At 69.6% G+C, this 19541-nt stretch carries 11 protein-coding genes; 3 read left to right on the forward strand and 8 right to left on the reverse strand.

The features are described 5' to 3' along the window. Positions 1-270: 270 nt before the first annotated feature. The 7 genes from NCG93_RS00245 to NCG93_RS00275 form a co-directional block, all read right to left on the reverse strand. A complete protein-coding gene (locus NCG93_RS00245; RefSeq protein ID WP_194413668.1) occupies positions 271-2040 on the reverse strand; it encodes a GMC family oxidoreductase in 1770 nt (589 codons plus the stop codon). A 59-nt stretch (positions 2041-2099) separates the two neighbouring features. Beyond that, positions 2100-4034 (reverse strand): aldehyde dehydrogenase family protein, encoded by a 1935-nt coding sequence (locus NCG93_RS00250; RefSeq protein ID WP_372495927.1) that lies wholly within the window; start codon positions 4032-4034, stop codon positions 2100-2102. Between the two features lie 116 nt (positions 4035-4150). Further along, positions 4151-5572, reverse strand: a complete 1422-nt coding sequence (locus NCG93_RS00255; protein WP_194411985.1) for an MFS transporter — start codon at positions 5570-5572, stop codon at positions 4151-4153. A gap of 940 nt (positions 5573-6512) precedes the next feature. Then, a complete protein-coding gene (locus NCG93_RS00260) occupies positions 6513-7883 on the reverse strand; it encodes a kynureninase (protein WP_194411984.1) in 1371 nt (456 codons plus the stop codon). Then, positions 7870-8847, reverse strand: a complete 978-nt coding sequence (locus NCG93_RS00265; protein WP_194411983.1) for an amidohydrolase family protein — start codon at positions 8845-8847, stop codon at positions 7870-7872. The genes NCG93_RS00260 and NCG93_RS00265 overlap by 14 nt, the downstream gene beginning before the upstream one ends. Next, complete coding sequence (gene kynA, locus NCG93_RS00270; RefSeq protein ID WP_194411982.1) at positions 8847-9695, reverse strand: tryptophan 2,3-dioxygenase; 849 nt, start codon at positions 9693-9695, stop codon at positions 8847-8849. The genes NCG93_RS00265 and kynA overlap by 1 nt, the downstream gene beginning before the upstream one ends. A 270-nt stretch (positions 9696-9965) precedes the next feature. Beyond that, positions 9966-10223 carry a glutaredoxin domain-containing protein gene (locus tag NCG93_RS00275; protein WP_194411981.1) on the reverse strand — a complete coding sequence of 86 codons (258 nt, stop codon included), beginning with the start codon at positions 10221-10223 and terminating at the stop codon, positions 9966-9968. Between the two features lie 148 nt (positions 10224-10371). Here NCG93_RS00275 and NCG93_RS00280 point away from each other — a divergent pair, with 148 nt between their 5' ends. Beyond that, positions 10372-11529 (forward strand): glycosyltransferase, encoded by a 1158-nt coding sequence (locus NCG93_RS00280; RefSeq protein WP_194411980.1) that lies wholly within the window; start codon positions 10372-10374, stop codon positions 11527-11529. 243 nt (positions 11530-11772) lie between these two features. Further along, on the forward strand, positions 11773-13776 hold the full coding sequence (locus NCG93_RS00285; RefSeq protein WP_194411979.1) for a DUF4082 domain-containing protein: 2004 nt from the start codon (positions 11773-11775) through the stop codon (positions 13774-13776). A 33-nt stretch (positions 13777-13809) separates the two neighbouring features. Here the strand turns inward: NCG93_RS00285 and NCG93_RS00290 are convergent, their stop codons facing one another. Next, entirely contained in the window at positions 13810-14406 is a 597-nt protein-coding gene (locus NCG93_RS00290; protein WP_194411978.1) for an acyltransferase, read from the reverse strand. Positions 14407-14744: 338 nt separating this feature from the next. Here NCG93_RS00290 and NCG93_RS00295 point away from each other — a divergent pair. Next, a partial coding sequence (locus NCG93_RS00295; RefSeq protein ID WP_252787390.1) for a DUF4082 domain-containing protein occupies positions 14745-19541 on the forward strand: 4797 nt, incomplete at its 3' end.

A 19541-nucleotide genomic window follows, 5' to 3' on the forward strand; every position in this document is an offset into this window, starting at 1 on the left:
GCGACGAGACGAAGGGCGGGCCGCGGTGATGCGCTTCGTCTCGCTGGCGCTCGCTCAGCGACCGGGTGTGGAGTCCGGGTCGGGAGTCCCGGTCCTTGAGGGAGGAGCGCCAGCGACGAGACGAAGGGCGGGCCGCCGTGATGCGCGCTTCGTCTCGCTGGCGCTCGCTCAGCGACCGGGCCGAGGTCTCAGTGCGAGGAGCGTGCCAGCGACCGGGTCCGGAGCCCGGGTCCCCGAGCGAGGAGCACCGGCGACGAGACGAAGAGTGGGTCAGACGCGGCGGCCGAGGATGAGATCGGCGGCGACCTCGCCGATCACGATCGCGGGGGCGTTGGTGTGGCCCCGGATAACGGTGGGCATGACCGAGGCATCGGCCACCCGCAGGCCCGTGACCCCGCGGACACGGAGCTCGGGGTCGACGACGGAAGCGGCATCCGTCCCCATCCGGGCCGTACCGACGGGGTGGTAGAGGGTGTGCGAGTAGCGCCGCAGCGACATCTCGGCGCGTTCGACGGCGGTCATGCGCTCGCCGCCGGCCGGCTGAACCCACCCCATCGGCTGCCCGCCGCTCGTGGTGAGGGGGCGCAGCGCGTCGGTGTCGATGAGGCGCTCGCACTCGGCCAGTCCGGCCAGCATCGTCGCGGTGTCGATGCCGTCGGGGTCCGACAGATACGCCGGATCGATGAGCGGCGGCGCTGCCGGATCGGCCGATGCGAGCCGGATCGTCCCGCGGCTGCGGGGACGCAGCAGGATCGCCCCCACGGTGAGCCCGTGCGACGGCGTCGGGATCAGCCCTTCACCGACGTACGGCACCGGGGCGAAGATGATCTCGATGTCGGGCAGACCCTCGGGTGCGCCCGCGCGGTCGGCGACCTCGGTGCGCACGAACCCGTACGCCTCGGCGACGTTGGAGGTCAGCATCCCCTTCCGTGTCGCGAGGTACTTCACGAGCTCGGCCGGTCTGTCGGCGTCGTACAGCGTGCCGCCATGGGGCGCGGCGGGTGCGAGGCCGGCCACGAGGTGGTCCTGCAGGTTGGCGCCCACGCCGGGGGCATCGACGACGACGTCGATGCCGTGCTCGGCGAGGTGTTCGGCCGGACCGACGCCGCTCAGCATGAGCAGCTGCGGCGTGTTCACGGCGCCGCCCGACAGCACGACCTCGCGCCGCGCGCGCACGTGGCGGGTGATGCCGCCGATGTCGACGTACACGCCGGTCGCGCGCGGCAGGCCGCCACCGCCGCCACCACCACCGCCGCCGTCGTCGCCGCCGTCGCCTACGTCACGAGGGAAGGAGACGGGAGGAGCGGAGGAGGCATTCGGGCCCGCAGGCCCTCCGCCGCTCACATCTCCTCCCGTCGTCAGTCCGACGGCCGCGGCCGCGAAGGTCACGCGGCGCACATGCGCGCCGGTCACGATCCGGAGGTTCGGGCGGCCCTTCGCGGGGCGCAGGTACGCATCGGCCGTCGAGGCTCGCGCACCGCGGCTCTCGCTCACCATCGTCTGCGAGAACCCCTGGCCGGTCGGCAGGTTGGGGGCGGTGACAGGATGCCCCGCCTCCTGCGCCGCGGCGAGGAACGCCGCCGTGTGAGGCCGGGGATCCCGCTGGTGCTCGACGGGCTGAGGTCCGTGGGTGCCCTGTGAGCCGTCGGCCGGGTCGGCCGTGCGTTCGACACGATGGAAGTAAGGGACCAGTGCGTCCCACGACCACATCGGGCCCGCGGCATCCGCCCACTCGTCGTAGTCGGCGGCGAAGCCCCGGACCCACATCATGGCGTTGAGCGACGACGACCCTCCGAGGGTCTTGCCGCGAGGCCAGTACACCGTCCGGCCCTCGAGGTGGGGCTGCGGGACGGTGTCGTAGTTCCAGTCGTAGATCCCGCGGAACAGCTTGGAGAACGCGGCGGGCACGTGCAGCTCGATCGCCTTGTCGGGCGCGCCCGCCTCGAGCAGGAGCACCGAGACGGCCGGATCCTCGCTCAGTCGCGCCGCGACGGCCGCGCCCGACGAGCCCGCGCCCACCACGACGTAGTCGGCCTCCATGCCGTCCGCGCCGAACCCGGTGCCCGCGGTGCCGCGGGAGCTGCCGCGGCGGGCACGCGTCACGCCTGCATCGCCTTGGTGAGCGTCTTGACGAGCCCAGGCACCTTGCCGTCGATCAGGTAGCGGGTGAGTCCCGCGCTCACGTCGGCGCCGGTGCGCGAACTGATGAACCAGGGCGGCGTCGGCAGGATCGTGCCCTTCGACAGCCGGCGGAACCGCACCGCATCGCCCATGGATCGCGGGAAGGGGCGGAAAGGTCCGCGGCCGATCGACCGCTCGACGCGATCGAGCAGCAGCGCGTTGTGCACGACGCCGATGCCGCTCGACACGTCGGCGAGCGTCGCGCCGGGGAAGCCGCCCCACGTGAGGCGGGCGGTGAGGAAGTTGAAGGCGGTCCAGGTGTTGATCGCGATGTCGCCGTAGCGCAGGTCGGCGATGGCCCGCTCGAAGCCCTCCCCGAGCGCCTCCTCGGTGACGGGGTCGATCAGCACGTTGGCGCCGAGCGTGCCGGTCAGCCGGTCGTTGGCGTGCGCCACCGCCGCGTCCAGGAACTCCTGACCGGTGCCGGCGACCTCGACCACCCCCAGGATCGGTGCGAAGTACTCGACGGTCTCGACGGGGTCGCCGCCTTCGGCGCCGCTCACCTCGACGATCGCGCGGGTGCGGTCCGCGCACCACACGGCGTCAGGGTAGGCGGATGCCGCGGCCTCGAGCCGTTCGTCGCTCCGGGGGTACCAGACCGGCCGTTCCGGGGCGGCGGCGTAGGCGTTGTGCAGCTCGCGCAGGAAGTCGGCGCGCTGCGGCCAGTCCGAGCTCAGGATGACGACCTGGCCGGCGATGCAGTTGTGCCCGGCGTTCACGAGCCGCATCGTGGCGACGTGCTCGGCCTGATACTTCAGGTCGGCGGCGGACCAGTCGCCGGGCACGACGATGATGGGGGAGACGCCGCCCAGCTCCGCCGTGATCGGCACCTGCAGCTTCGGCTCCCGCTCGCTGGCGGAGCCCTCGCCGGTCGCGGAGCCGTCCTCGGTTGCTGAGCCGTCACCGGTTGCGGAGCCCGCACCGGTCGCCGAGCCCTCACCATTTGCCGAGCCGTCACCGGTTGCTGAGCCCTCACCGGTCGCTGAGGCTGTCGAAGCGCCCCACACGATCGCGTCGAACGTGGCGGCCGAGCCGGTGATGTGCACGTGCGCGATGCGCGGGTGCGACGTCAGGTAGGCGCCGGTCGCGGCGCCGCCGCGCACGATGCGCACCAGGCCGGGTTCGATGAGCGGGGCGAGCGCGCGCTCGAACACGGGCACGAGCGCATCCTGTGTGGGATTGACCTTGAGGAGCGCCACGCGGTTGTGCGCGAACAGCTCGTACAAGACGTCGGCGACGGGGATCGAGGTGACGTTGCCGGCGCCGAGCACCAGCCCCACACCGCCGGATCGCGTCGGGGTCAGCTGGGCGAGCCCCGCCTCCTGGCGGGCCTGGTCGGCCGTGACGCCGGGTTCGAACCACACCTCGCCCGTGAAACCAGACAGCAGGAACTTCTCGGTGCCGTTCAGCGGGAAGGTGTGCGCGCGCCGCCGGCCGCCGGGCGCCTCGTCGATGGTGACGCCGTCCAGCGGGCTGCGGCCCTTCGCGAGGGCTTCGAGGGTCTCGCGCAGCGCATCGAGGAGTCCGATGACGCCGTAGGGTCCGCCGAGCCATTCCTCTCCGGAGAGCGGATGCCCCGGCTGCAGACCCTTCGAGATCGTGGCGGTGTCGGCCCACTCCTGCGCCACGGCACCCACGGCGTCGCGCACGCGCCCGAGCAGCCGGGCGCGCTGGTCGAGCGTGAGCGCGGTCCACACCCGCGCTCCCTCCTCGAGCCGCGTGATGGCCTCGTCGAGCGCCGCGCTCTCGTCGTCGGAGAGGCCCGGTGCGGACGTGCCGCCGGCGGGCGACTCGGAGCGCTTCGCGGTGCTCGTGCGCGGCATCCGAGGAGTGGTCGAGGAGGTGGGGGGCATGGCGTTCTCCTTCGAACTCGCGCCCGGAACTCGGGTCGGGTGAGTCCGTCACCGGGCATCCTACGTCACGTGGTCGGGCCGACGGCACGCGGTGTCACGCTCGGTGCGACTCGATCTCAGCCGGGATCGATGTCGGCACGGCGCAGCGGGTACCGCGCGAGGGTGAGCAGGCTGAGACCGACCAGCACGGCCGGCACGATGCTGAAGCTCACGATGATGCCCGTGACCGCGGCATCCGGCTGATCCACCACTTGACCGCCGGTCGACGAGATGTAGCCGGTCACGGCCAGGATCAGCGCCAGCGTCGTCGCGCCGAGCGCGAAGCCGACGGTCTCGCCGGCCGTCCACACGCCGCTGAAGGAGCCGGCCCGGCCCGCCCCGTCCGCCGCATCGGGTGCGGTGCGCTGGTCGTGCGAGATGACGTCGGGCAGCATCGCCATGGGCAGCGACTGCATGCCCGCGTACGCGATGCCCGCGATGCCGACGGGCACGTAGATCCAGTCGCCGGGTGCCCACAGCATGCCGAGGATCGACAGCGCCGCGGCGGCGAAGACCACGCTCGCGATGGCGAAGGTGGGCTCCTTGCCGAGGCGGCGGGCGACGACGCCCCACGCGGGAGCGGCGAGCAGCGCGGGAGCGATGAGCGCGATGAACAGCAGCTCGACCGCCGCCTGCGAGTGCAGCACCCACGTGGCGACGTACTGCGCGCCGGCCAGCATGAGCCCGGTGGCAAGTGCCTGCAGCACGAACGTCGACAGCAGCAGCCGGAACGGCCGACTGCGACGCAGGGCACGGATGCCGGAGGCATAGTGCTCGCGCATCCCGGTCGTCGCCGCGGTCCGGTGCTCCTCTTGCGATGTGGTCGCACCGGGTGCTGCTGCGGTGCGGCGCGCGACGGCCGTGGCCACCAGCATCCCGATCCCGATCACGAGGCCGCAGACGACGCCCATCACGAGGTACTGGACGAACGGGTCGTCCGAGACGCGGCGGAGCGCCGGTCCGCCTGCGCCGAACAGCAGGATCGCGAACGTCAGCACCACCACGCGCCAGGTGAGCAGGCGCGTGCGCTCGTCGTAGCTCGGCGTCAGTTCGGCGGGGAGCGCGATGTAGGGCACCTGGAACAGGCTGAACGCGGTCGCGGTGAGCGTGAAGGCGATCAGCACCCAGATGCCCGCGGCGACCGGTCCGAGCGCCGGCGGCACCGCGAAGGTCAGGGCGAACAGCAGCGGCAGTGCGAGGGCGCCGATGAGCATCAGCCGTCGCCGGCTGCCGTGACGAGCGAGGTCGCGGTCGGTCAACGCGCCGATCATGGGGTCGATGACGACGTCCCACACCTTCGCCACCGTGATCACCGCGCCGGCCGCGAGCGCCGCGACCCCGAGCGAGTCGGTCAGGTAGTACGTGAGCACGAGTCCGGGCAGCGTCGCGAACCCGCCCGTGCCCAGCGATCCGGTCGCGTAGCGCGCGATGGTGCCGCGCGTCAGGCGCGCAGGACGGATGCCGGTGGCTTCGGGCGCCACCGGAGCCTCATTGCTCATCGCGCCAGTGTAGGTCAGCGTGAACGCGCGGCCGTTCTTGGCGAGTCGCCAGGAACTGCGGTCTGTCTGAACGTTTTTGGCGAGTCGCCAGGAAGTGCGGTCTGTGTGAACGTTTTTGGCGAGTCGCCAGGAAGTGCGGTGTGTCCGGGTCGTATTTGGCGAGTTGCCCCGAGGTGTGGTGTGTCCGGCCGTTCTTGGCGAGTCGCCAGGAGATGCGGTCTGTCCGGGTCATATCTGGCGAGTCGCCCGGAACCGTGGTGTGTCCGGCCGTTGTTGGCGAGTCGCCAGGGGACGCGGTCTGTTCGGCCGTTCTTGGCGAGTCGCTAGGAAATGTGGTCTGTCCGCTCATCTTTTGGCGAGTCGCAAGGAAGCGTGGTGTGTCCGGCCGTTCTTGGCGAGTCGCCAGGAGACGCGGTGTGTCCGGGTCGTATTTGGCGAGTCGCCCGGAAGCGTGGTGTGTCCGGCCGTTTTTGGGCGAGTCGCCAGGAAGTGCGGTCTGTCCGGGTCGTTCTTGGCGAGTCACCAGGGGACGCGGTCTGTTCGGCCGTTTTTGGCGAGTCGCCAGGAAATGTGGTGTGTCCGGCCGTTCTTGGCGAGTCACCAGGGGACGCGGTCTGTTCGGCCGTTATTGGCGAGTCGCCAGGAAGTGTGGTCTGTCCGCGCATCTTTTGGCGAGTCGCCAGGAAACGCGCGCCCTCTTAGGCCCGTGAGCCAGTCGCCACACGGTGCGACGAGGCTCCGTTCCGCCGGCTCGCCAAGAATGCGGGGGGAATGGTGCCCTTTCTGGCGAGTCGCCAAAAGCGGTACGACCCCAAGCGCTGCGACCGCCCGCGCGCGACCGCCCGCGCTGCGGCGACCGCCGCGCGATGGCACCCGAAGGACCGGTCCTTGAGCGAGGAGCGCAAGCGACCAGACGAAGGGTCGCCCTCACCAGGCGGGATCAGGACTCGGCGCGAATGGCAGCCTCGACCGCCCGCAGGCCGGCGAGCGTCTCGGCGAACGAGGTCGAGAGCGGCGACAGGCCGATGCGCAGGCCGCCGGGGTCGCGGTAGTCGGGGATGACATCCTGCGCCCACAGCCGCGCGGTCACCGCCCGCATCGCGGGGTGCGACAGCGTCACGTGGCCACCGCGCGTGGCGGGGTCCCGCGGCGAGGCGACCGCCACCCCGAGCGGTGCGAGCAGCTCATCTGCCACGCGCACGGCGAACTCCGTCAGAGCGACCGATTTGGCGCGGATCGCGGCGATGCCGACGTCTTCGATGAGCGCGAGGGTGTCCTGCATGGCGAGCATGCCGACGATCGGCGGCGTTCCCGACAGGAACCGCCGCATGCCCTGGGCCGGCCGGTACTCCGGGCCCATCGCGAACACGTCGGCGGTGCCCATCCAGCCCTGGATCGGCTGCGCGAGCCGCTCCTGCAGACGGGAGGCGACGTACGCGAAGGCGGGGGAGCCCGGTCCGCCGTTCAGGTACTTGTAGGTGCAGCCCACCGCCAGGTCGCAGTCCCACGCGTCGGCTTCAACCGGGACCGAGCCGGCCGAGTGACAGAGGTCCCACACGACGAGAGCGCCGGCGTCGTGGGCGATGCGGGTGAGGGTCGCGGCATCCGCGAGGTAGCCCGATCGATAAGCCACGTGGGACAGCAGCACGACCGCCGTCCCAGGGCCGACCGCCGCGCGAAGCGCCCCGTCCGAGACCCCGCCCGCAAGGTCGACCTCCACCCAGCGCACGCGCCCGCCGCGCTCCGCGGCGATGCCCTCGACGAGGTACCGGTCGGTGGGGAAGTTGTCGCGGTCGACGACGATCTCGACGCGGGACGGGTCGGCCGCGACCGCGGCATCGAACGCTGCTCGGACGAGCTTGTACAGCAGCACCGTCGTCGAGTCGCCGATCACCGTCTGGCCGGAGGCGGCACCGATCGCCGCACGGCCGACGCTGTCGCCGATATCGAAGGGCAGCTGCATCCAGGATTCGTCCCAGCCGCGGATGAGGCGCCCGCCCCATTCGTCGAGCGCGAACGCCGTCAGCCGCTCGACGCTCGCCCGCAGCGGCCGCCCGAGCGAGTTGCCGTCGAAGTACACGAGGGAGGTCTCCGCCCCGACGAACGCGTCGCGATGGATGCGCAGCGGGTCGGCCGCATCGAGGACGGCGGCCTCGGCCTCGAGGTCGGAGGTCGAGATCCCGGCCGGCCCACGGGTTTGGGGCGCGTCCTGTGCGTTCGGGGCGTGCGGCGCGCGCCCCGAACGCACGTCGTGCGCCCCAAACCCGGAAGAGGCCGGGCCGGACGATGCGGCGGGGTCAGCGGTCGTCATGGATCAACTCCTCGGTGGGCACGACGGTGGCGGCGCGCAGCCACTCGGCGACGTCGGCCGGCTCCTGCGGAGCGGGGCCCGGAACGAAGGTGCACACTCCCGGCGGCTGATCCGCGAACGGCCAGGGATCGGTCATCGCGGCGATGAGCGCCGCGCCTCGCACGCCCGCTCGGTCGAGCGCCGCGACCTCGTCCGGGTTCACACCGACCCGCTGATCACCGTTGCCGAGGTCGGTGCCGTACAGCACGCGGCCGCCTGCGGCGGCGAACCCGGCGAGGTTCACGCGGGCGAACTCGGCCGCCTCCGCATCGTCCTGGTGGATCGCGAGGGTGGAGATCCACACCTGCCCCGCCTTCACAGCGTGGGCCGTGAACGCCCGCCCGACGAACCCGGTGAACGGCGTGTGGGTGAACCCGTGGACGCCCGCGTCGAGCGCGAGCTGCGGCATCCCGTCGCCTTCCGCATGTGCGACGACCGGCAGCCCACGCTCGCGCGCGACCCCGACGATGGCCGCCAGCGTGCCGCTGTCGAGCACGGGCCCCGCGGCGCTGTTGAGCGAGGCCTTGATGACGGATGCCCCGAACGACGCCTGCTCGTCCACCGCCGTCGCCGCACCGCCGGGAACCCCCGGGTGCGTCGACGGATCGGCGATCTCGCGGGCGATCTCGGGGGGCGCCCACGCCCGGCCGACCGGGTAGCCGCCGACCGCCGTGAGGAAGGCACCGGCATATGCCACGCGCGGAATGCCGTCTCCGCGACGAGCCAGCGCGACCGGGTCGCCGCCGAGGTCGACGACGCCGGCGATGCCGCCGGCGGCCAGGGCGTGCTCGTCGATGAGGTGCAGGTGGACGTGGTGGTCGGTGAACGGCGGGAGCGACACGCCCTGCTCGCCGGTGAGCGCCCGATGGCAGAGCGCCGCATCGGCGCCGAGAAGCTCGCGGAGCGCTTCCGGGTCGTGCGACATCACAGCTCCGTCCGCACGGCGTACAGCTCGGGGAAGAACGTCAGGTCGAGGGCGCGCTGCAGGAAGGGCACACCGCTGGAGCCGCCCGTGCCGCTCTTGAAGCCGATGATGCGCTCCACGGTCTTGAGATGGCGGAAGCGCCAGAGCTGGAAATTGTCCTCCAGGTCCACGAGTTCCTCGCACGTCTCGTACGCGGCCCAGTGCGTCTGGGGATCGCGGTAGATCTCGGTGAAGACCGGCACCAGTTCGGGGGAATAGGTCCACGCCTTCGTCACATCCCGCTCGAGCACCGCCTCGGGGATGGGATAGCCGGATCGTGCGAGCAGCCGGAGGAACTCGTCGTACAGGCTCGGAGCCTCGAGGGTCGCCGCTATGAGCGCATGCGCGGCGGGATCCGATTCGAAAACCCGCAGCATCGCAGCGTTCTTGTTGCCGAGGGTGAACTCGACGGCACGGTACTGGGCCGACTGGAACCCGCTGGCGTTCCCGAGGACGCCGCGGAACTGCCCGTACTCGGCGGGCGTCAGCGTCGCCAGCACCGACCACTGCTCGGTCAGCGTCTTCTGGATGTGCTTGACCCGCGCAATGCACTTCAGTGCCGGCGCGAGCTGGTCCTCTCGCAGCAGCCGGCAGGCGGCGCCGAGCTCGTGCAGCACGAGCTTGAGCCACAACTCCGTGGTCTGGTGCTGCACGATGAACAGCAACTCGTCGTGATGCTCGGGATCGCTGAGGGGGCGCTGGGCCGACAGCAGCGTGGGCAGATCCAGGTAGCCGCCGTAGCTCATGCGGTCCTGGAAATCGGTCACGACCGTTCCCTCGATCGCCCGGGTGTTGCGTTCGACGCTCACGGCCTCAGCCTAATGACGACGGATGCCGCGGCGTCAGGGTGCGCTTCGTCTCGCTGGCGCTCGCTCAGCGACCGGGGCGTCGCGCTTCGTCTCGCTGGCGCTGGCTCAGCGACCGGGGGGGGTCGCGCTTCGTCTCGCCGGCGCTCGCTCGGCGACCGGGGGCAGTGCGGTCCGGACTCCCGGTCGTTGAGCGAGCGAGGACGCTTCGTCTCGTCGCTGCGCTCCTCGCTCAGTCACCGACTCGCGCGACGAAACGCGCGACGCCGGGAGTCAGATGAGGGAGAGCTCGCGGAGCTTGGCCTCGACGTCGGCGTTCGACGGCTCCACGTGGTGGGAGGCGTCCGGGTACACGACGACGGGGATGTTGGTGCGCCCCGAGATGTCGCGGGCGACGTCCGCAGCGGCGGGGTCGACGACGAGGTCGACATAGGTGTACGAGATGCCGAGCTCGTCGAGCTGCTTCTTGGTGCGGATGCAGTCGCGGCACCAGTCCGCGCCGAACATGGTGATGGTCGAGGGGGAAGTCATCCTTCCATTCTCACCCGGTAATCCTGGGCAGGCGCCGGACGCCGTGCGGTGCAGGCGACGCCCTCATGAGACCGCACCGCGTCGGCGGGCGGCATCCTTCCCCCATCCGTTTGCCTCGCGTTCAGCGCTGCATGGCAGGATGGCGGCGATGCAGCTGTCGATCATCGTCCCGACATACAACGAGGCTCCCAACGTGGCGGAGCTCGTTCGCCGTGTCGCCGGTGCGCTCGAGACGATACCCGGAGGCATCGATGCGGAGATCGTGTTCGTGGACGACAGCACGGATGCCACGCCCGACGTGATCCGCGAGGTGGCGGCTTCCGCCCCGCTACCGGTGCGGCTGCTGCACCGCGAGAAGGCCGAGGGCGGTCTCGGCGGAGCGGTGCTCGAGGGCTTCGCGATGGCCGCCGCGGACGCGTGCCTGGTCATCGACGCCGATCTGCAGCATCCGCCGGAGAAGATCCCCGAGCTGTGGCGCACCTTCTCCCGCGGCGATGTGGATGTCGTCATCGCCTCGCGCTACGCCGGCGGCGGCACCTCCCACGGTCTCGCCGATCGCACGCGCGTGATGGTGTCGAAAGCGTCGACGGCGGTGACCCGCGCGATGTTCCCGATCCGGCTGCGCGATGTGACCGATCCGATGACCGGCTTCTTCCTCATCGATCGCCGCAGCGTCGACCAGGCGCTCCTGCGGCCGCGCGGGTTCAAGATCCTGCTCGAGATCCTCGCGCGCCGGCCCATGCGCGTGGCCGAGATCCCGTTCGACTTCGCCGACCGCCACGCCGGAGAGTCGAAGGCGTCGGTCCGTCAGGGCCTGCACTTCCTCACCCAGCTCACGGCGCTGCGCTTCGGCAAGATGTCGCTGTTCGCCGTGATCGGCGCTCTCGGCGCGGTCGCGAACGTCGCGATCGTCTGGGCGCTCACGCAACTCGGTGTCGATTACATCGTCGCCGCGATCGTCGCCGCCGAGGTGACGATCATCGGCAACTTCCTCCTCCAGGAGCGCTTCGTCTTCGACGACATGCGCGACAACGCATCAGGCGTGTGGCTGCGCTTCGCGAAGTCGTTCACCTTCAACAACGCCGAGGCGCTGGTGCGCATCCCGATCGTGGCGGTGATGGTCTCGACGGGGCATATCTCGGCCGTCGTCGCGACCGCGATCACGCTCGTGCTGGCGTTCTTCGTGCGGTTCCTGTTCCACTCGCTCGTCGTCTACGCGCCCCGCAAGCCGGGCGTCGAGCCCTCCCGTGCGCGTCGGATCCTCGAGGAGATCGACGACGAGGTCATGCAGCCCGGCGAGCTGTAGGAGAGCGGATGCCGCGGCCCGCGGCATCCGCTCCACTTCCAGTCCCGCGTGAGGCGTGTGCTGCCGGTCAGACGTGAGAGTCCTCTCACACCTGCGTGAGATTCCTCTCAGGGACAGATGCCTTCGGCTGCTCCCGTGCGAGCATCGACGGGGCTGTCGCGACAGTGCCGGCTCTCCCCCGCCGGATCGAGGTCCCGACTTCGTCGCGCGAACCCCATTCCCCCAGAAATCGACCGGACGATCATGACTCGAACTACTGCCGCCTCTCCGCCTTCTCTCCGCCGCGCCATCGCCGTGCTTGTGGCGACGCTGCTCGCTGTGACGGGCCTGGTGGTCGCCGCCCCCGCGGTCGCGGCGACCACCGAGGCGACGTTCTTCGGCTCCGAGAGGCCCACCATCACCGCATTCGACGACAGCGCGGCAGTGGAGCTCGGACTCACGATCACGCCCGCGGTCGGGGGCACGGTGACAGGCATCCGGTTCTACAAGGGAGCCGGGAACACCGGGACCCACACGGGGAATCTGTGGAACGCTTCCGGACAGCGTCTGGCGACGGTGACGTTCACGAACGAGACGGCATCGGGCTGGCAGGTCGCCCGGTTCAGCACGCCCGTTGCGGTGAGCAAGGGCACACGCTACGTCGCGTCGTACTACGCGCCGCGAGGGCACTACGCCGTCAAGGCATCGGCGTTCGGCACCGCCCTGACGCGCGGTGACCTCACCGCACCGGCCAATGCCGGCGTGTACGGGTACGGAGCGTCCGGGTTTCCCCGCGCCACGTACGGAGGGTCCAACTACTACGTCGACGTACTCTTCGCCGCGGCCGCAGCGGCGCCCGCCGACACCGTGGCCCCCGTGATCAGCGCGGTGTCGGCATCCGGCATCACCACGACCGGCGCGACGATCTCGTGGACGACCGATGAGCCCGCGAGCACTCAGGTGAGGTTCGGCACGACCAGTGCATACGGCCAGAGCACGACGCTGGACGCGACGATGACCACGTCGCATCGCCAGGCGATCTCCGGACTCGCGGCAGGCACGACCTATCACTACCAGGTGCGGTCTGTCGACGCGGCGGGCAACCTCCGGGCGTTGACGGTCGACCGCACGTTCACCACCGCCTCGGCGCCTACTACCCCGACGCCGCCCGTGACGCCCACGCCGCCTGCGGCGTTCCAGCCGGGGAACGCGACCGGTGCCGTGCCGGTTCCCGCCGGCATGGGCGTGGAGGATGTGAGCCGCCCCACGACCGTGGTCGGCACCGGAACGGCAGCCAGCTGCACCTCCGCCGCCGTGGTCTCGGCGGTGGCTGCAGGCGGAGTGGTGACCTTCAACTGCGGTGCCAGCCCGGTCACCATCCCGCTCTCGCAAACGCTGAAGATCCGCAACACCACGCAGAATCTGGTCATCGACGGTGGGGGGCTCGTCACGCTGTCTGGCGGCAACGCGCGTCGTATCCTCTACATCGACACGTGCGACACCTCGCTCGGTTCGGTCGCAGGCAACTGCCTCTATGCACCGCAGTACCCGCGCGTCACGGTGCAGAACATCACCCTGGCCGACGGCAACGCCACAAACGAGACTTATGTCTCGCCCGGTGACACCGGGGGAGGCTCGAACGGCGGCGGTGCGATCTTCGCGCTCGGCGGACGCTTGAAGGTGGTCAACGCGATCTTCACGGGCAACACGTGCGCCTCGAACGGGCCGGACATCGGTGGCGGTGCGATCAGGGTTCTCGCCCAGCACTCGGCCACGCCGAACAGTCTGGATCCCTCGCTGGCTGCGCTGAATCAGGATCCGGTCGTCATCGTGAACAGCACCTTCGGCGGCGCGGCCGGGAAGGGCAACAGCTGCTCGAACGGTGGGGCGATCAGCGGCCTGCGGACGCCGATCACCATCGTCAACAGCCTCCTGACCGACAACAGTGCCGTGGGCTGCTGCGCGAACCCTGCTAAGGCGGGAACCCCGGGCGGCGGCAGCGGCGGTGCGGTCTACACCGACGGTGGCACGTACGACGTGCGCATCTCGGGATCGCGCATCGAGCGCAACTCGGCGAAGGCCGGCGGCAGCTTCCTGTTCTTCGTCAGCAACAGCAACACCGGGCGCCTCTATATCGACCAGACGACCAGCAGCGGCAACACGTACGCGCCGAGCGGGCAGCCGACGCCGCAGAGCTTCCAGAACTACCCGGGCATCTTCTACCTCGGCAATGGGAACCCGGTGTTCACGAACTCGACGATCAGGTAGCGGGGCGGTGGGCGAGGCGTCCGAGCCGGGGTATCAGGCCGCTGGGCGCAGCGTCTCGCCTTCCTGCACGTAGCGCTCGGCGGACTCGGGGCACACCCACTCCTCGCCGTCCTGGACGAGCGGCTTGCCCACCCGGCCGACCCACCCGATGCGCCGGGCGGGTACGCCGACGACGAGCCCGTAGGCCGGCACGTCCTTGGTGACGACGGCGCCCGCCGCGATCAGCGCCCACGCCCCGATCTTCACGGGCGCGATGCACACGGCCCGGGCGCCGATCGAGGCGCCGTCGCCGATGGTGACGCCGACCGCGTGCCAGTCGTCAGCGCTCTTGAGCGAGAGATCGGGGTTTGCGGCGCGGGGGAACTCGTCGTTGGTGAGCACCGCGGCCGGTCCGATGAAGACGCCGTCGCCCAAGCGCGCTGGTTCGTACACCAGCGCGTAGTTCTGCAGCTTGCAGCTGTCTCCCATCACGACCTCGGGGCCGACGTAGGCGCCTCGCCCGATGTTGCAGTCTGCGCCGAGCTTCGCGCCCTCGCGGACTTGAGCGAGGTGCCATACGCGCGTGCGAGGCCCCAGCACGGCGCTGTCTGCGACATCGGCGGATGCCTGGATCACGGGCGCGTCGGTCATCAGGAGCCTCTTCTCTGTTCGAGCGTTCATTCGTGCGCGGCATCCCTGTGTATCAGGAGCGTCGGACGCCGCTCCCTCAAGGTTGGGTAAAGGTATGCCGAGACCACCCTCCGCGGAGGGATCGCATGAGGATATACTGCCCGCGGGGATGCCCGTATCGCTGTGCCGTGGGGAAATTCGGTGCGTGCTGCGGGACTCACGTCGCGGCTGGGGTCGGGGCGATCTAACACCGCGACGTCGGCGGGGGACTGGGGATCATGACGGATACAGCTTTGGGGACGGTCGGAGTTCGTCGACGGTGGCCCCGGGGGCTTCGTCTCAGCGTTTTCGCCGTTGTCGTGGCGCTGGTCGCGACCGCCTTCGTCGCCTTTGAGCCGACCGCTTCGGCACAGGCGGCGAGTCCGTGCGGCGCGACGATCAACCCGATCGTGTGCGAGAACCAGAAGCCGGGCACCGACCCGTCGGTGTGGGACATCGACGGCGCCGGGGATGACAGCATCCAGGGGTTCGCCACCGATATCAGCGTCAATGCGGGCGGCAAGATCGACTTCAAGGTCGACACCGACGCGACGTCGTACAAGATCGACATCTACCGCACCGGCTATTACCAAGGCCTCGGCGCGCGGTTCATCGAGAACGTGCCGGTCTCGGCGCAGCTGCCGCAGCACCAGCCCCAATGTATCTCGGACGTGACGACCGAGCTGTACGACTGCGGCACGTGGAAGGTCTCCGCGACCTGGAACGTACCGTCGACGGCCGTCTCGGGTGTGTATCTCGCTCTTTTGCACCGGAACGACACCGGCGGCGAGAGCCACATCCTCTTCGTCGTGCGCAACGACGGCAGCCACTCGGACGTGCTGTTCCAGACCTCCGACCCGACGTGGCAGGCCTACAACCCTTACGGCGGCTCCGACTTCTACCAGGGCGCCGCCAATGGCCGCGCGTACAAGATCAGCTACAACCGGCCCGTTGTCACACGCGGCACAGTCGAAGAGCGCAGCTTCTACTTCAGCGCGGAGTTCGCCACCGTCCAGTTCATGGAGCGCAATGGCTACGACATGTCCTACATCGCAGGCGTGGACACCGACCGACGCGGGTCGGAGCTGCTGACCCACAAGGTGTTCCTGTCGGTCGGCCACGACGAGTACTGGTCGGCAGCCCAGCGCGACAACATGGAGGCCGCTCGCGACGCGGGAGTCAACCTTCAGTTCCTCTCCGGCAACGAGGGTTACTGGCACACCCGGTACGAGGCGTCCTCCGCCAGCGGCACGAGCACCGACTACCGCACGATCGTGTCGTACAAGGAGACGTGGGGCAACTCACAGAACGTCGGCGGGGGCAAGATCGACACATCCACCTCCGAGTGGACAGGCACCTGGCGTGATCCGCGGTACGCGGAGAGCGCGGACGGCGGCCACGAACCGGAGAATGCGCTGACGGGGACTATGTACATGGTCAACGACATCTCCGCGCCGCTCACTGTGACCGCCAGCGAGGGCAAGAACCGGATCTGGCGCAACACGGGACTCGGTGGGCTTGCCTCCGGAACCAGCGCCGATCTCGGCAAGGGCATCATCGGCTATGAGTCCGACGAGGATGTCGACAACGGCTTCCGGCCTCAAGGGCTCATCCGTCTCTCGACCACGACGAAGACGACATCGCAATATCTATACGACTACGGCAACACCGTTTCCGCCGGTACCACGACCCACAACATCACGCTGTATCGGGCACCGAGCGGGGCCCTGGTCTTCGGCGCGGGCACCGTTCAATGGGGGTGGGGCTTGGATGACAACCACGACTCGGGGGGCGTTCAGGCGTCATCCGACGTGCGCATCCAGCAGGCACAGGTGAACCTTCTGGCCGACATGGGGGCTCAGCCGGGCACGTTGATGTCGACCCTCCAGCCCGCGACGAAAACGACCGACACAGCAGCGCCCGTGACCACCATCACCTCGCCCACCTCGGGCCAGTCGATCCCCAACGGCACGATGGTCACCGTCGCCGGGACGGCGAGCGATGCGGCGGGACAGGTTGCCGGCGTCGAGGTCTCCACCGACGGCGGCGCGACCTGGCGACGCGCCCAGGGAACGACGTCGTGGTCGTTCCAGTACGTGCAGCAGGGCAGTGGCACCGCGACGGTGAAGGCGCGCGCGATCGATGACAGTGCGAACTACAGCCCGACCGGTGCGACCACGACGGTCACCGCCGCCGGCCCCGCGTCCGTCTTCGGCGAAGCGAAGCCGCCTATCGAATCTGCGAACGACTCGCAGGCGCTCGAGCTCGGGTTGCGCTTCACAGCCGAGGTCGACGGCTACATCACGGGCGTGCGCTTCTACAAGGGCGCAGCGAACACCGGTCAGCACACCGGCTCGCTGTGGTCTGCTCAGGGAACGCGCGTCGCGACCGTGCTGTTCAGCGGCGAATCGGCGACAGGATGGCAGACGGCGCTGTTCGACGAACCAGTAGAGGTGGTCGCCGGCCAGCAGTACACCGTCTCGTACACCGCCCCACAGGGCGGGTACGCGTACAACGAGTACTACTGGCCGTACCAGGCGCGCGCGACGTCACCTCTGAAGGTGTCGTCCGCGACTGGCGACGCCACTGCGGGCGTGTTCGGAACCGCCGGCACGTGGCCGAAGACGACGTTCCATGAGTCCAATTACTACGTAGACGCCTTGTTCGAGCCTGCCGCCGACTCCCCCGTGCGTCTGACGGCGCAGTCGCCTGCGGTCGGCGCCACAGGGGTCGCGAAGGACGCCACGATATCGGCGGCGTTCACACGCCCGGTGCAGCCGGGTTCCGTGCTGGCGACGATGAAGAAGGTGAGCGACGGCAGCGCGGTCGCCGGCTCCATGAGCTACGACGCGGCAACGCGCACCGTGCGCTTCACCCCGAGTGCGCCTCTGGCACCGGTGACGCAGTACCGAGTGATCCTCAGCGCGACGCCCGTGGACTCGACGACCTTCAACGCCGGAGCGGACTGGATCTTCACGACTGCGAACGACTCGGCGTCCAACGCCTGCCCGTGCACGTTGTACACCAGTTCCGATGTGCCGTCGATCCCATCGGTGGCGGACGGATCGGTCACCGTCGGTACGAAGTTCACCGTGTCGGAGGCCGGGTACATCTCGGGGATCAACTTCTACAAGGGCGCCGGCAACACCGGAACCCACGTCGGCACCCTCTGGTCGTCCGCCGGCGGAGTGATGGGGCAGGCCACCTTCACCAACGAGTCGTCCAGCGGGTGGCAGACCGTGCTGTTCGACACTCCGGTCGCCGTGAGCACCGGCGCGCAGTACGTCGTGTCCTACGTCGCAACGGCGGGCGGCTACGCCGCCGAGCCCGGGGGATTCGCCTCGACATACACGCGAGGCCCGCTGACCGTGCCGGCGACAGGCGGGGTCTACACCTACGCCGGCGGCTTCCCGCAGGGGACTTCCTCGTCGAGCTACTTCGTAGACCCGGTCTTCGTTCGATCGCTCAACGGGCCGCAGCTCGTCTCCACTTCGCCGGCCGCGGGGACCCAGAACGTGGCCACCACGACGACCATCTCCGCGACGTTCAGCGAGGCTCTGACCTCCACGCCGTCGATCGTGGTCACCGCTGGGGGGACGCCCGTCGCCGGGTCGACGACGTTGTCCTCCGACAAGAAGACGGCGACGTTCACGTCCTCGAACGCCCTTCCCTTCGACACCAGCGTCACCGCGACGGTGAGCGCGATCGCGAGCAGCTCGGGCGCCGGCTACGACCGTACCTGGGTGTTCCACACCGCCGAGGACATGGCGCCGGCCGATGTCACGTTCTTTGGAAACGGTGCACCGACGGTCAGCACCGCATCGGATGCGACCTCGGTCGAGCTGGGCATGACGTTCACGTCATCGATCTCGGGTCGTGTGACAGCCATCCGCTTTTACAAGGCGGCGGGTGACACCGGCGTTCACACCGGGACGATCTGGTCGGCGTCGGGGACTGCACTGGCCTCTGTCACGTTCCAGAATGAGACCGCCGAGGGATGGCAGGAGGCTCAGCTCTCCGTACCCGTGAGCATCGTCGCCGGAACGGCCTACACGGTCTCCTACCTGTCGCCGCAGGGCAAGTACGTGTACGCCGGAAACTACTTCGGGACCGCCGCGAAGAGCGGGCCGCTGACTGCCCCGGCGACCGACAACGGCACGTTCGTCTACGGCTCCGGCGGCACTCGCCCCCAGAGCTCCTGGAACGCGACCAACTACTTCGTGGACGTCAAGTTCTCGGGCGGAGACGGCACCACCCCGGCTGTGACCGTGTCCTCTCGCGCCCCCGAAGGGCAATCCGTCGCCTCGAACTCCGCCGTGACGGCAACGTTGTCGGCTGCCGCGACTTCGCCGACGATCTCCGTAACGCGCGCGGGCTCCAGCGTCCCCGGTGCGAGTGCGTACGATGCTGCGACACGCACCATCACCTTCACGCCGAGCGCTCCGTTCGCCGATTCCACGACGTATGCGGCGATCGTCAAGGTGGGTGCGCAAACGCTCAGCACGTGGCAATTCACGACCGGAATCCCTCAGCTGGGTGGCGTAGTGGCGAACCTGTTCGGCACGGAGACCCCGACCACCGAGACGATTCCCGATGCTCCGCTGGAGGTCGGCACCGCGTTCTCTGTGGCATACGCCGCAGAAGCGACCGCGATCCGCTTCTACAAGGCAACCGAGAACTCCGGTACTCACGTCGGCCATCTCTGGAATGCACAGGGCGAGCAGCTTGCGACGGTGGAGTTCACCGGCGAGTCGGCGTCCGGCTGGCAGCGGGCTGAGCTCGCGACGCCGGTGGATCTCGTGCCAGGTGCCACGTATGTCGTCTCGTACTTCGCGCCGCAGGGCGGCTACTCCGCGACGCCAGGTTATTTCGCCGACCCAGTGACCAAGGGGTACATCTCCGCGCCCACGACGGACAACGGCCGATTCCTCTACGGCGCCAACGGCGGATTCCCCACGGCATCGTGGAACGCGACCGCATACTTCGTGGATGCGGAGGTCACCTTCAAGCCGACCGTTCCCGCGGTGACGGCGAAGTCGCCGGCTGCGGACGCGACGAATGTGGATCCGGCGACGGCGGTGATCTCGGTGACGCTGGCCAACGCGTCGGCGGGTGCG

The sequence above is a fragment of the Microbacterium yannicii genome (assembly GCF_024055635.1).
Taxonomy (GTDB): domain Bacteria; phylum Actinomycetota; class Actinomycetes; order Actinomycetales; family Microbacteriaceae; genus Microbacterium; species Microbacterium yannicii.

Bases quoted from the DNA above. Each gene is read 5' to 3' on its own strand.
- NCG93_RS00245 (WP_194413668.1), bottom strand. From the start codon at position 2,040: ATGGAGGCCGACTACGTCGTGGTGGGCGCGGGCTCGTCGGGCGCGGCC.
- NCG93_RS00250 (WP_372495927.1), bottom strand. From the start codon at position 4,034: ATGCCCCCCACCTCCTCGACCACTCCTCGGATGCCGCGCACGAGCACC.
- NCG93_RS00255 (WP_194411985.1), bottom strand. From the start codon at position 5,572: ATGAGCAATGAGGCTCCGGTGGCGCCCGAAGCCACCGGCATCCGTCCT.
- NCG93_RS00260 (WP_194411984.1), bottom strand. From the start codon at position 7,883: ATGACGACCGCTGACCCCGCCGCATCGTCCGGCCCGGCCTCTTCCGGG.
- NCG93_RS00265 (WP_194411983.1), bottom strand. From the start codon at position 8,847: ATGTCGCACGACCCGGAAGCGCTCCGCGAGCTTCTCGGCGCCGATGCG.
- NCG93_RS00275 (WP_194411981.1), bottom strand. From the start codon at position 10,223: ATGACTTCCCCCTCGACCATCACCATGTTCGGCGCGGACTGGTGCCGC.
- NCG93_RS00280 (WP_194411980.1), top strand. From the start codon at position 10,372: ATGCAGCTGTCGATCATCGTCCCGACATACAACGAGGCTCCCAACGTG.
- NCG93_RS00285 (WP_194411979.1), top strand. From the start codon at position 11,773: ATGACTCGAACTACTGCCGCCTCTCCGCCTTCTCTCCGCCGCGCCATC.
- NCG93_RS00290 (WP_194411978.1), bottom strand. From the start codon at position 14,406: ATGACCGACGCGCCCGTGATCCAGGCATCCGCCGATGTCGCAGACAGC.